The organism is Curtobacterium phyllosphaerae (assembly GCF_049341865.1).
Lineage (GTDB): Bacteria > Actinomycetota > Actinomycetes > Actinomycetales > Microbacteriaceae > Curtobacterium > Curtobacterium phyllosphaerae.
Window position 1 is genome coordinate 155281 of sequence record NZ_JBMPIU010000007.1, and the last position, 13159, is coordinate 168439.

A 13159-nucleotide genomic window follows, 5' to 3' on the forward strand; every position below is an offset into this window, starting at 1 on the left:
CTAGCTCTTGATGTACGGCTTGCCGGAGGCCGCCGGCCCGCGCGACCGCCCGACGAGGCCCGCCACCGCGAACACCGTGACGATGTACGGCAGCATGAGCAGGAACTCGCTCGGGACGGGCGAGTTGATCGCGCCGAGGACGTTCTGCAGGTTCGAGGCGAAGCCGAACAGCAGCGCGGCGAGCGTGGCCCTGATCGGGTCCCACCGGCCGAAGATGACCGCCGCGAGCGCGATGTACCCGGCGCCGGCGGTCATGTCCTTCGCGAACGGACCCACGGACCCGAGGGTGAAGAAGGCCCCGCCGAGCCCGGCGATCGCCCCGGCCAGCGACACGTTCCAGAACCGGGTGCTCGTGACGTTGATCCCGACGGTGTCCGCGGCCTGCGGATGCTCGCCGACCGCGCGGAGCCGCAGCCCCCAGCGCGTCGTGAACAGGCCGATCGTCACCGCGGCGACCGCGACGTACATCAGGTAGACGATCACCGACTGGTCGAAGAACACCGGCCCGATGATCGGGATCTTCGACAGACCGGGGATCGCGAGGTTGTCGAACCGGATGCCCTTGTTGAGCGTCGACTCGTTCGGCGAGAGCACCTGCGAGTACAGGAACCCGGTGAGGCCCGACACGAAGGCGTTGATGACGACGCCGACGATCACCTGGTCGACGAGGTACTTGATGCTGAACGCCGCGAGGACGAACGACACGAGCACGCCCGCGACCACGGCCGCGACGAGTCCCACCCAGGCGGAGCCCGTCAACGAGGCGAGCATGGCCGAGGCGAAGGCCCCCGCGAGGAACTGCCCCTCGATCGCGACGTTGACGACGCCGACGCGCTCCGAGATCACGCCGCCGAGCGACCCGAAGATGAGCGGCGCGCTGAGCCCGAGCGCCCCGACGAGGAGTCCGGGGACGGGGATCGTCGCGCCGGCGCTCGACCAGGCGAGGAACCCGACGATCGCGACGACCGCGAACACCGCGGTGACCCACGTGGGGACCCGACGTCGGGCCGACGCGAGCCAGGCGACGTACGCGGTGGCGACGGCCATGAGCACGATGACGACGATCCCGGTCGCGGCGACCGGCAGCGGGACCGCCGGGAGCTGCACGAAGTCGGACGCCGAGGCGAGCCGGAACGTCGCGGTCCCGGTGTGGTGGAAGACCCCGAGCAGCAGGATCGCGAGCACGGTGAACACCGCGAACCCGATCGTCGCCTTCCAGCTCCGGACCTGCTCGACGGGACGGTCGCCGACCGGCGAGGCCGGGGCGGTGGCGTTGGGGGCGAGGACGCTCACGCTGCGACCGCCTTCCGGGTGCGGGACTTGGCGGTCCGGCGGCGCCGGCCCGGCTGCGGGATGCCGAAGATCGCGCGGACGAGCGGCGGCGCGGCGATGAACAGGACGATGAGGGCCTGGATGACACTGACGATGTCGATCGGGACGCCGTTCGCGGCCTGCATCGCGTACCCGCCGGACTTCAGCGCGCCGAACAGCAGCGCCGCCCAGAACACGCCCCACGGTCGCGACCGGCCGAGGAGCGCCACCGTGATCGCGTCGAAGCCGATGCCGGCGTCGATGTTCGAGGTGAACCCCGTGGTGAGCGCGCCCTGCACCTGGTAGGAGCCGGCGATGCCGACGAGCGCACCGGAGATGACGAGCGACCAGATCGTGAGGTTCGGCACGCTCATGCCCGCGACACGCGCGGCGCGGGGGTTCTCGCCGACCGTGCGGAACTGGAACCCGAGCGTCGACTTGTTCATCAGCCACCAGACGACGACCACCGCGATGATCGCGACGACGAACCCGAGGTTGATGCCGTACCGGGGACCGAACAGGTTCGGCAGGATCGCGGTGCTCCGCGTCGGCCCGGATTCCGGGTTCGCGCTCCCCGGCGCCTGCAGCAGTCCCTGCGTGCGGAGCATGTAGCTCAGGAGGTAGAACGCGACGTAGTTGAGCATGATCGTCACGATGACCTCGTGCGCACCCGTCCGCGCCTTCAGGACGCCGACGATGCCGGCCCAGACCGCGCCGCCGGCGATGCCGGCCAGGATCGCGAGCGGGATGTGGACGACGGCCGGGGCGTGCACGTTGATGCCCACCCAGCCCGCTGCGGCCGCACCCATCAGGAGCTGCCCCTGGCCGCCGATGTTGAACAGCCCGGCGCGGAACGCCACCGCGACGCCGAGACCGGCCGCGACGAGCGGGACCGCGTAGGTGATCGTCTGCGTCAGCGGCACGATGCCGTTCGCGAACCCCGGGCGGAGGAAGTTGTAGACCGAGCCCTGGAAGAGGCTCGCGTACGCGCCGCCGACGCTCTGGCCGACGGCCTGGAACGTGTCGCTCGGCCGCGCGAAGAAGTACCCCGAGGCCTTCTGCACGGTCGGGTCGGTGACGGCGATGAGGACCCCGCAGACCACGAGGGCGAGCACGATCGCGAGCACCGTGACGAGCACGGAGCCGTTCAGCATGCTCTGCAGTGCCGCGTGCCAGCGGTCGTTCCGACCACCGCGGTCCGCGCTGTCCGCGCTCTCGGTCATGAGGCTCGCGCCCGCCGCCGGGCCCACGTCCTGCAGGCGGTCGTCGGTCGGGAGGGCCGGGGTCCGGTCCGTCGCGACCGCCGCGTCCGGTTCGGTGCGGGTCTGGTCGGGTGTCTCGTCCGCGGTCATGCCGCCAGTTCCGTTCCTGCGGGGAGCTCCCCCGCCATCATGAGCCCGAGCACGTCCCGCGGGGTGTCCGCGGGGACGATGCCGATGATCGTGCCGCGGTACATCACGGCGATGCGGTCCGCCAGGGCGACGACCTCGTCGAGCTCCGTCGACACGACGATCACGGGCACGCCGGTGTCCCGGGTGTCGACGATGCGCTTGTGGATGAACTCGATCGAGCCGACGTCGACGCCGCGGGTGGGCTGCGCCGCGACGAACAGGCGCAGGTCGCGGCTGAGCTCGCGTGCCAGGACGACCTTCTGCTGGTTGCCGCCAGAGAGCCGGCCGACCGCGGTGGCCCGCGACGGCGTGCGTATGTCGAACTCCCTGATCTTGTCGTCCGCGAACGCGTCGCGAGCCGCGCCGAGGACCGTGCCGCCCCGGGCGAACTCGCCGGTACCGGAGCGGTCGAGCATGAGGTTCTCGGCGATCGAGAACTCGCCGACCAGGCCGTCCTCCTGCCGGTCCTCGGGGACGAACCCGACGCCGGCGTCGAGGACGCGCTTGACGCTCGCGTCGGTGATGTCGGCGCCGTCGAGGGTGATCGACCCGGAGCGGACGGACTCGAGCCCGAGGATCGCCTCGGTCAGCTCCGTCTGGCCGTTGCCCTGGACGCCGGCGATCGCGACGATCTCGCCGCGTCGGACGGTGAACGAGACGTCGTCGACGAGCACGTGCCCGGCGGCGTCGGTGACGGTGAGGTCCCGGACGACGAGGGCCTCCTCGCCGGGCGTCGCGGTGTCCTTCGCGACCGTCAGCTCGACCGCGCGGCCGACCATGAGCGCGGCGAGCTCGGCGTTCGACGCGGTCGGCGACGCCTCGCCGACGACCTTGCCGAGGCGGATGACGGTGATCCGGTCCGCGACCTCGCGGACCTCGCGGAGCTTGTGGGTGATGAAGACGATCGCGGTCCCGGCGTCGCGGAGCTGCCGCATGATCGTCATCAGCTCGTCGGTCTCCTGCGGGGTGAGCACCGCGGTCGGCTCGTCGAACACCAGGACCGAGGCGTCGTGGGAGAGCGCCTTGATGATCTCGACGCGCTGCTGCACGCCGACCGGCAGGTCCTCGACCTTCGCGTCCGGATCGACGGCGAACCCGAACCGGTCGGAGATCTCGCGGACCCGGGCGCGGGCACCGGCGAGGTCGAGCCGACCGCCGAACGTCGTCGGTTCGTGGCCGAGCATGACGTTCTCGGCGACGGTGAACACCGGGACGAGCATGAAGTGCTGGTGAACCATCCCGATGCCGGCGCGCATCGCGTCGCCGGGGCCGGCGAACTGCTGCTCGACGTCGTCGAGGAGGATCTCACCCTCCTCCGCCTGGTACAGGCCGTACAGGACGTTCATGAGCGTCGACTTGCCCGCACCGTTCTCGCCGAGGAGCGCGTGCACCTCGCCGGGTTCGACGGTGAGGGAGATGTGGTCGTTCGCGACCAACGGACCGAACCGCTTCGTGATCCCACGGAGTTCGAGCTTCATGACAGGGATTCTATTTCTCTCGGGAGGTGGTGCTCTGTGCTGCCCGGCCGCGACGCTGCGGCCTCGTCACGCCGCGATGCTCCGGCGCGCGAACGCGGGCGGGAGCGTCGCCCCCGCCCGCGTGCACGGTGCTACTTGACGGTCGCCTTGGTGTCGACCGTGATCGAGCCGTCGATGATGCCGGCCTTGATCGTGTCGAGCTCGCCCTGGAGGCCCGAGTCGACCTTCGACGCGTAGTCGTGGAACGGAGCGATGCTGACGCCCTCGTTCTTCAGGGTGCCGACGTACGGGGTCTTCGAGAAGTTGCCCTTCGACGCCTGCTCGACGACGTCCTTGGTCGCCGGGCGCATGCCCTTCTCGACCGAGGTGAGCGCGAGGTCCTTGTAGCGGGGGTCGGCCTCGTACAGGTCGCTGTCCGCCCCGATCATGACCGAACCGTTGTTCGCGTCCTTGATCGCCTCGGCGGCCGACTGGTAGATCGGCCCGCCGACCGGGAAGATGACGTCCGCGTTCTGCTGGATGAGCGTCTGGGCGCTCGCCTTGGCCTGGGTGCCGGCCTCGAAGGCGCCGACGAACGTGCCCTTCTGGGCCTTCTCGTCCCAGCCGACGACCTTGACGTCCTTCGACTTCTTCTCGTTGTAGTACGCGACGCCGTCCGCGAACCCGTCCATGAAGATCGTCACGGTCGGGATCTGCATGCCGCCGAAGGTCCCGACGACGCCGGTCTTGCTGTACGACGCGGCCGCGTAACCGGCGAGGAACGCCGCCTGCGAGGTGTCGAACGTGATCGGCTTGACGTTCTTGGCGTTGATCGAGTTGTCGTCGATGATCGCGAAGTCGGTGTCGGGGTTGGCCGCGGCCTGCTTCTTCGTGGCGGCGGCGAGGTTGAACCCGACCGTGACGATGAGGTTGCAGTTCTGGTTCACGAGCTGCGAGATGTTCGAGTCGTAGACGGTGGAGTCCTTCGACTCGACGGCCTTGTACTTCGAGCCGATGTCGGACGCGGCGTCCTTCAGGCCCTCGTAGCCGAGCTGGTTGAACGACTTGTCGTCGAACCCGCCGGAGTCGGAGACCATGCACGGCAGGAACTTCGAGCCGGAGCCGGAGCTGGCGTTCGACGACGGCGCCGACGAGCAGCCGGCGAGCATCGCCACGGTGCCGAGCAGGGCGAGACCACCGACGGCGGCCTTTCGGGTACTGAATGTCACGGGGGTGTCCTCCACGGGGTGCGAGCCCGGCTGCTGCACCGGGCGATCGGAAGGAACTTACACGACAGTCCGGGCGGTGCAGTACCCCGTGCCGGCACCCCGGTGATCGGTTACCAAGTCGCGACGCATCCGTAACCGGACCGTAACGTTGGTACCCCGGACCCGCGCGTCGGGGTACTCGATGGGCGTACCGCTACAGGACGTCGTCGCGACCGCTGATCTTGAGCGCGTCGACCACGCCCTTGACCCGCTGCGCGTTCGCGCTCGTGGTGACGAGGAGCGCGTCGGGCGTGTCCACCACGACGATGTCCTCCACCCCGATGAGCGAGATGAGTCGATTGCTGTGACTCACGACGATGCCGCTCGACGAGTCCGCGAGGATCCGGGCGTTGTCGCCGAGCACGGCGAGGTTGTGGGGTCGTCCGCCGGACTGCAGCTTGGCGAGCGAGGCGAAGTCGCCGACGTCGTCCCAGTCGAAGTCCCCCGGGACGACGGCCATCCGCCCGCCGGCCGCGGCGGGCTCGGCGACGGTGTAGTCGATCGCGATCTTCTTGAGGTCGGGCCACACCTGGTCGACCACCGACCCGCGCGCGGACGTGTCCCAGGCCTCGGCGAGCTGCTCGAGGCCGGCGAGGAGCTCCGGCTCGCTCCGGCCGATCTCCTCGAGCAGCCGGTCCGCGCGCGCGATGAACATCCCCGCGTTCCACATGTAGGAGGGGTCCGCGACGTACCCGCGCGCCGTGTCGAGGTCGGGTTTCTCGACGAACTCCTGGACGGCGTGCACGTTCGCCGCGCCGTCCACGGTGATCCGGTCGCCGCCGTGGATGTACCCGAACCCGATCGCCGGCTCTGTGGGCGTGATGCCGATGGTGGTGATGTACCCGGCCTGTGCGGCGATGACGGCCTCGCGCACCGAGCGCTGGAAGCCGCGGACGTCGCCGATCACGTGGTCGGCGGCGAACGACCCGATCACGACGTCCGGCTCGCGGCGGTGGAGGATCGCGGCGGCGAGCCCGATCGCCGCCGTCGAGTCCTTCGGCTGGCTCTCGAGGACGACGTTGTGGTCGGCGAGCCCCGGGAGCTGCGACTCGACGGCCGCGCGGTGCGCCCGTCCGGTGACGACCATGATCCGTTGGTCGCCGGCGATCGGCGCGAGCCGGTCCCAGGTCGACCGGAGCAGCGAGGTGCCGGAACCGGTGAGGTCGTGGAGGAACTTCGGGGCGTCGGCGCGGGAGAGCGGCCAGAGGCGCGACCCGATCCCGCCGGCCGGGATGATCGCGTAGAAGTGCTCGAGGTGGTCGCTCATGCGGCCACCATATCGACGGCAGCTGGCCGACCCGGCCGGGAGGCCCGACCGACGTCGCGCAGGCATCATCCGTCGTTCACGTGCTCGCCCCCGGTTCGTCACGTCCGGCGCGCAGCATCGGGAGCGAGATGGATGGTCACGGTGCACGCGACGCGCGGGGCGGCGGAGGTCCTCGGACCGTCGCCGTCGTGACGGAGAGCTTCCTCCCGACGGTGAACGGCGTCACCACGAGCGTCTTGGCGATCCTCGACCACCTCGAGCGCCGCGGGCACCGCGCGGTCGTCATCGCGCCGGCCACGCCGTGGACGTCCGAACGCCGCAGCAGCACCCGGCTCGAGCAGTACCGCGGATTCGACGTGCACCGGGTCCCGGCGGTCGCGTACCGGCAGTTCCCGGTGGCGCTCCCCCACCCGGTGCTCGACACGATCCTCGCCCGGAGCGGCGCGGACGTCCTGCACGCCGCGAGCCCGCTGCTCCTCGGCGGCCGGGCCGTGACGGCGGCGGCGCGACTCGGCATCCCGTCGGTCGCGGTGTTCCAGACCGACGTCGCCGGGTTCGTCCGCCGGAACGGGTTCCCCGGAGCCTCGCCGCTCGTCTGGAAGGTGCTCTCCCGCATCCACGCCGGGGCGTCCCTCACGCTCGCACCCTCCTCCGCGACGGTGGCGATGCTCGCGGAGGCGGGTGTGGAGCGCGTGCACCGATGGGGACGCGGCGTCGACGCGCGCCTCTTCGACCCCGCGCGACGCGCCTCCGCTCCGGTCCGTGCGCTCCGGCGCCGGATCGCTCCCGCCGGCGAGACGGTCGTCGGCTACGTGGGTCGGCTCGCACCGGAGAAGGAGGTCGAACGCCTCGCCGAGCTCGGCGGGATCCCCGGGCTGCGGGTGGTGGTCGCCGGCGGCGGGCCGTCCCGGGCCGCGCTCGAACGGCGGCTCCGGCACCTCGACGTCACGTTCACCGGGCCCCTCCGCGGCGACGACCTCGCGGACGTCTACGCCGCGCTCGACGTGTTCGTGCACACGGGGCCCGCCGAGACGTTCGGGCAGACGCTGCAGGAGGCGCACGCGTCCGGGGTGCCGGTGGTCGCGCCGGCCCGTGGCGGTCCGCTCGACCTCGTGACGCCCGGCGTGGACGGGGACCTCTTCGACCCGGACGAGCCGGGCGCGCTCCGCAGGGCGGTCCTCGCCCTGCACGCCGACCGGACGACGGCCGTGCGGTGGGGGCGTGCCGGCCGCACCCGCGTCGAGCACACGACGTGGGAAGCGGTCGGCGACGAGCTCCTCGCCCACCACGACACCGCCCGTCGCATCGGGGTCCGACCGGCGGCGCTCCGGGGCGTGCTCGCCGGGTGGAACGAGAAGGTCGGTAGCGACGCATAGGATGGACGTGTTCCTGATCGGCTGCCCTCCGCGGCCGCCGATCGAGCACGAACGGCAACGGTCCGCCGATCGGCGACCGTCTCCAGAGTCCATAGGAGAACGAGCTCATGGCCGAGCAGACCGCAGAACCGTCGGGCGCGGTGCAGCCGCGTGGCGCGACGAGCGTCGCCAGCCCGCCGACCCCGTCCGAGACCCGCGTGCACACCGGCACGCTCTACCGGGGTGGCACCGGCATGTGGTCCTGGGTCCTGCACCGGATCACCGGCGTCGCGATCTACTTCTTCCTGCTCGTGCACATCCTCGACACGGCGCTCGTCCGGGTCTCCCCGGCCGCCTACAACGCCGTGATCGGGACGTACAAGACCCCGATCATGAACCTCGGCGAGATCGCCCTCGTGATCGCGATCGTGTTCCACGCGTTCAACGGCATCCGGATCATCCTCGTCGACTTCTGGAGCAAGGGGCCGAAGTACCAGCGGCTCATGTCCTGGATCGTCGTCGCGCTCTGGATCATCACCATCGCGGGCTTCCTCCCGCGGCAGCTGATGAACCTCGTCGCGGACTTCCACTGAAAGGCGCAGCGCAATGACCACGCAACTCGTCGAGCCCCCGCGCTCCGCAACGCTCGCCCGCCGCACCACGAACTGGGAGAAGTGGGGGTGGATCTACATGCGCGCGTCCGGCGTCGTCCTGCTCGTGCTCATCTTCGGGCACCTCTTCATCAACATGGTGGCGGGGGAAGGCGTCAAGCAGGTCGACTTCGCGTTCGTCGCGGGCAAGTGGTCGACCCCGTTCTGGCAGGTCTGGGACACGCTCATGCTCTGGCTGGCGCTCATCCACGGCTCGAACGGCATGCGCACGATCATCAACGACTACGTCGCTCGACGGGGCGTCCGGGCGACGCTCCTCGTCGCGGTCCTCGTCGCGTGCGTCGCACTCATCGTCCTCGGCACGCTGGTGTGCTGGACGTTCGACCCGTGCCCCGCCGGTGCCGCCGCGGCCGACCTGCCGTCGTTCTGCCCGGCACGCTGACCCGACCGCGGGCGACCGCGAGCCCCGACTCCCCACCGCTGAGCGAGAGACATCTGTGACCGACACCGCTGCATCCGAGAGCACCGTCATCGACGGCGTTCACCACCACCAGTTCGACATCGTGATCATCGGCGCAGGCGGCGCAGGCATGCGCGCGGCCATCGAGGCCGGGCCGAAGGCGAACACCGCCGTGATCTCGAAGCTCTACCCGACGCGCTCCCACACGGGCGCCGCGCAGGGCGGCATGGCCGCGGCCCTCGCGAACGTCGAGGAGGACTCGTGGGAGTGGCACACCTTCGACACGATCAAGGGCGGTGACTACCTGGTCGACCAGGACGCCGCCGAGATCCTGGCGAAGGAGGCGATCGACGCGGTCATCGACCTCGAGAACATGGGGCTGCCGTTCAACCGGACGCCCGAGGGCAAGATCGACCAGCGGCGGTTCGGCGGGCACACGCGCGACCACGGCAAGTCCCCCGTCCGCCGGGCGTGCTACGCGGCGGACCGGACCGGTCACATGATCCTGCAGACGCTGTTCCAGAACTGCGTGAAGCTCGGCGTCAACTTCTTCAACGAGTTCTACGCGCTCGACCTCGTGATGGCGGACGTCGTCGGGGACGACGGCGTGAGCCGCCCCCAGCCGGTCGGCGTCGTCGCCTTCGAGCTCGCCACGGGCGAACTGCACGTCTTCCACGCCAAGGCGATGATCTTCGCCACCGGCGGGTTCGGCAAGATCTACAAGACGACCTCGAACGCGCACACCCTGACCGGCGACGGCGTCGGCATCGTCTGGCGCGCGAAGCTCCCGCTCGAGGACATGGAGTTCTTCCAGTTCCACCCGACCGGTCTCGCGGGGCTCGGCATCCTGCTCACCGAGGGCGCGCGCGGCGAGGGAGCGATCCTCCGGAACGCCTCCGGCGAGCGGTTCATGGAGCGCTACGCCCCGACCATCAAGGACCTCGCGCCGCGCGACATCGTCGCTCGCTGCATGGTCCAGGAGGTCGCCGAAGGCCGCGGCGCCGGGCCGAACAAGGACTACGTGCTGCTCGACTGCACCCATCTGGGTGCGGAGGTCCTCGAGACCAAACTCCCGGACATCACCGAGTTCGCCCGCACCTACCTCGGCGTGGACCCGGTGACCGAGCCGGTCCCCGTCATGCCGACGGCGCACTACGCGATGGGCGGCATCCCGACGAACGTCAAGGGCGAGGTGCTCCGCGACAACACCACCGTCGTCCCGGGGATGTACGCGGCCGGGGAGTGCGCCTGCGTCTCGGTCCACGGCTCGAACCGTCTCGGCACGAACTCCCTGCTCGACATCAACGTCTTCGGCAAGCGGAGTGGCAACAACGCGGCGGAGTACGTGCAGACGGCGGAGTTCGTGCCGCTGCCCGACGACCCAGCGAAGGGCGTCCGGACCATGCTCGACCAGCTGCGTGCCTCCACCGGTACCGAGCGCGTCGCTGCGCTGCGCCGTGAGCTGCAGGAGCAGATGGACATGAACGCGCAGGTGTTCCGCACCGACGAGTCGCTCGCCAAGGTCACCAAGACGATCCACGAGCTCCGCGACCGCTACCTGAAGATCTCGGTGCAGGACAAGGGCAAGCGGTTCAACACCGACCTGCTCGAGGCCGTGGAGCTCGGGTTCCTCCTCGACCTCGCCGAGGTCGTCGTGTTCTCCGCGCGGAACCGCAAGGAGTCCCGCGGCGGACACATGCGGGACGACTACCCGAAGCGCGACGACGAGAACTACATGCAGCACACGATGGCGTACCTGACCGGCGACCCCCACTCGTCGCTCGCCGACGACCACATCTCGCTCGACTGGAAACCGGTCGTCGTGACGAGGTACCAGCCGATGGAGAGGAAGTACTGATGACCGACACCCTGGTCAGCGACACCGACACCGAGCGCACCGCGCCTCCCGGGTCCTTCCCCGTCAGCCTCATGGTCCGCCGCTTCGACCCGGACGTCGACGCCGAGCCGCACTGGGAGCCGTTCGACGTCATGATGCTGTCGACCGACCGCATCCTCGACGCCCTGCACCAGATCAAGTGGGAGCAGGACGGATCCCTCACGTTCCGTCGGTCCTGTGCCCACGGCGTCTGCGGTTCCGACGCCATGCGCATCAACGGCCGCAACCGGCTCGCGTGCAAGACCCTGATCAAGGACCTCGACGTCACGAAGCCGATCTACGTCGAGGCCATCAAGGGCCTGCCCCTCGAGAAGGACCTCGTCGTCGACATGGAGCCGTTCTTCGCCTCCTACCGCGAAGTCCAGCCGTTCCTGCAGCCGAAGTCGGCCCCGGAGAAGGGCAAGGAGCGCATCCAGTCCGTGGCGGACCGCGCCCGCTTCGACGACACCACCAAGTGCATCCTCTGCGCCGCCTGCACGTCCTCATGCCCGGTCTTCTGGACCGACGGCCAGTACTTCGGCCCGGCGGCGATCGTGAACGCGCACCGGTTCATCTTCGACTCCCGCGACGACGAGGCCAAGGTCCGTCTCGACATCCTGAACGACAAGGAGGGCGTGTGGCGCTGCCGCACGACCTTCAACTGCACGGACGCCTGCCCCCGGGGCATCCAGGTGACCCAGGCGATCGCCGAGGTCAAGCAGGCGGTCATGCGGGGCCGTGCGTAGGTCCGATCGGGAGAGTCGCGACATGACCATCGCCGCCGTCCGGCCGACGCTCGACCAGCTCGGGTACACGAACCGCTACGTCCAGCTCCCCGGCGAGCAGCCGACGCAGCCGCCGGTCGAGGGCGCGCTGCGCATCGTGCCGGTGGACGCGCAGGACCAGCACGGTCAGGGCGGACCGTCCCAGGGCCGCCAGGACTGGGCGCTCGAGGTCGTCGACTACGGCGCTCCTCGGCGGCTCGCGACCGCCCGGAGCGAGGACGAGGCCGTCGAGATGCTCCGGCGGTTCCTGAACCGGCCGTTCCCCGCCGCGCGTGACGTCAGTCGGGCCGAGCTCGACGGCCTGCGCGACCGGGCCGCGTCGTCGTACCCGCAGCTCGCCCAGCAGGTGCATGCCGCCGGGCCCGCAGGGCTCACGATCCAGATCCCGGCCGAGGTCCCGGTGGACCGCCTCGGTGGGCCGGACGGCTACCTGCTGCACCCGCTCGACACCCCGGTGCCGACGCGGTCGTTGCCACCGACGTCCGTCACCGACGCGGACGTGCACCGGTTCGTCGTGACACGGCCGTTCCTCGTGGCGGTGCGGTTCGTCCAGCCGTGGTTCGGGCAGCCAGGTGGTGCCCTGCGCTTCACGATCGCGGATCCGGCACTGACCGTCCGCGATCTGGTGGTCGACGGCTCGCTCACACGACTCCGTCTGCGCTGACGCGCTGCCCGGGCGGGGTCCGAGGCCACCGCCGGGCCCCCGGGGAGCCTCAGGTGCTCGGACGGTCGAACCGTGCACCCTCGGGCTTGGACTCGAGGATCGTCATCACGAGCACCGCGATCGAGCCGAACGGCAGGAACGCGACGAACACGAACCAGCCGACGAGACCGCCGTCGTGGAGCCTCCGGACGAGCAGTGCGAGACCGGGGACGATCGTCGCCAGCCACCAGCCGACGAACAGGATGCCCGGGACCGCGAGCCAGACCGAGCCCGGCGTCGTGACGCCGTACGCGTCGGTGGTGCGGGTGGTCGCGGTGATCACGACACCCAGCGCGACGATGAGAACGTACGCGACGGCGTTCCCCAGCGCCCACCACCAGTACTCACTGCGGCTGGCACGGCCGTCGAACCGGGCGTACTTCCGCCAGGCCCTGGCGACGGCGTCGAGTGGGCCGGCCCCGTACCAGGGCGCCCAGAGTGGTGGCGTGCCGTCCTCGGCGAACGGGATCGGGGTGGGCCGGACCGCGGCGTACGGGCCGGAGCCGGACCGCCCTCCCGGGGCCGGCGGGGCGATCTGATCACGGTACGGCTGCCGGTCGACCGGCTCACGACCGGACGGCTGCTGGTCGTCCGGGCCCTGGTCGAGGCCGTCCCGCTGGTCGCTCATGGCTGCTGCTCTCGTGGTCGGTGTCCGTGCACGCCGACGCGTGCCCC

Annotated in this window: 12 protein-coding genes; 6 read left to right on the forward strand and 6 right to left on the reverse strand. The window is 70.4% G+C overall.

The genetic code is table 11. The annotated features are described in order from the left end of the window. From ACO0E0_RS13500 to ACO0E0_RS13520, 5 genes are all read right to left on the reverse strand, one after another. Positions 1-1293, reverse strand: coding sequence for an ABC transporter permease (locus ACO0E0_RS13500; protein WP_422871954.1), 1293 nt, complete (start codon positions 1291-1293; stop codon positions 1-3). Further along, positions 1290-2663 carry an ABC transporter permease gene (locus ACO0E0_RS13505; protein WP_422871955.1) on the reverse strand — a complete coding sequence of 458 codons (1374 nt, stop codon included), beginning with the start codon at positions 2661-2663 and terminating at the stop codon, positions 1290-1292. Before ACO0E0_RS13505 ends, ACO0E0_RS13500 begins: the two co-directional genes overlap by 4 nt. Next, entirely contained in the window at positions 2660-4180 is a 1521-nt protein-coding gene (locus ACO0E0_RS13510; RefSeq protein WP_422871956.1) for an ABC transporter ATP-binding protein, read from the reverse strand. The genes ACO0E0_RS13505 and ACO0E0_RS13510 overlap by 4 nt, the downstream gene beginning before the upstream one ends. A 131-nt stretch (positions 4181-4311) precedes the next feature. Next, positions 4312-5388, reverse strand: coding sequence for a BMP family lipoprotein (locus ACO0E0_RS13515; protein ID WP_422871957.1), 1077 nt, complete (start codon positions 5386-5388; stop codon positions 4312-4314). 193 nt (positions 5389-5581) lie between these two features. Then, complete coding sequence (locus ACO0E0_RS13520) at positions 5582-6694, reverse strand: mannose-1-phosphate guanylyltransferase (RefSeq protein WP_422871958.1); 1113 nt, start codon at positions 6692-6694, stop codon at positions 5582-5584. 188 nt (positions 6695-6882) lie between these two features. Between ACO0E0_RS13520 and ACO0E0_RS13525 the strand changes: the two genes are divergently transcribed. The 6 genes from ACO0E0_RS13525 (at position 6883) to ACO0E0_RS13550 (ending at position 12445) form a co-directional block, all read left to right on the forward strand. Continuing rightward, on the forward strand, positions 6883-8070 hold the full coding sequence (locus ACO0E0_RS13525; RefSeq protein WP_422871959.1) for a glycosyltransferase family 4 protein: 1188 nt from the start codon (positions 6883-6885) through the stop codon (positions 8068-8070). A gap of 107 nt (positions 8071-8177) precedes the next feature. Next, the gene (sdhC, locus tag ACO0E0_RS13530) at positions 8178-8642 is read left to right on the forward strand and encodes a succinate dehydrogenase, cytochrome b556 subunit (RefSeq protein WP_422871960.1); all 465 of its coding nucleotides are present in this window, start codon (positions 8178-8180) and stop codon (positions 8640-8642) included. Positions 8643-8655: 13 nt separating this feature from the next. Continuing rightward, positions 8656-9102: a succinate dehydrogenase, hydrophobic membrane anchor protein gene (gene sdhD / locus ACO0E0_RS13535; RefSeq protein ID WP_422871961.1), complete on the forward strand. Its 447-nt coding sequence runs from the start codon at positions 8656-8658 to the stop codon at positions 9100-9102. Between the two features lie 55 nt (positions 9103-9157). After that, positions 9158-10978, forward strand: coding sequence for a succinate dehydrogenase flavoprotein subunit (sdhA, locus tag ACO0E0_RS13540; protein WP_422871962.1), 1821 nt, complete (start codon positions 9158-9160; stop codon positions 10976-10978). Then, complete coding sequence (locus ACO0E0_RS13545) at positions 10978-11742, forward strand: succinate dehydrogenase iron-sulfur subunit (protein ID WP_422871963.1); 765 nt, start codon at positions 10978-10980, stop codon at positions 11740-11742. Before sdhA ends, ACO0E0_RS13545 begins: the two co-directional genes overlap by 1 nt. Before the next feature lie 22 nt (positions 11743-11764). Continuing rightward, positions 11765-12445: a TNT domain-containing protein gene (locus ACO0E0_RS13550; RefSeq protein WP_422871964.1), complete on the forward strand. Its 681-nt coding sequence runs from the start codon at positions 11765-11767 to the stop codon at positions 12443-12445. Positions 12446-12494: 49 nt separating this feature from the next. Here the strand turns inward: ACO0E0_RS13550 and ACO0E0_RS13555 are convergent, their stop codons facing one another. Further along, positions 12495-13112 carry a DUF805 domain-containing protein gene (locus tag ACO0E0_RS13555; protein ID WP_422871965.1) on the reverse strand — a complete coding sequence of 206 codons (618 nt, stop codon included), beginning with the start codon at positions 13110-13112 and terminating at the stop codon, positions 12495-12497. Positions 13113-13159 lie beyond the last annotated feature (47 nt).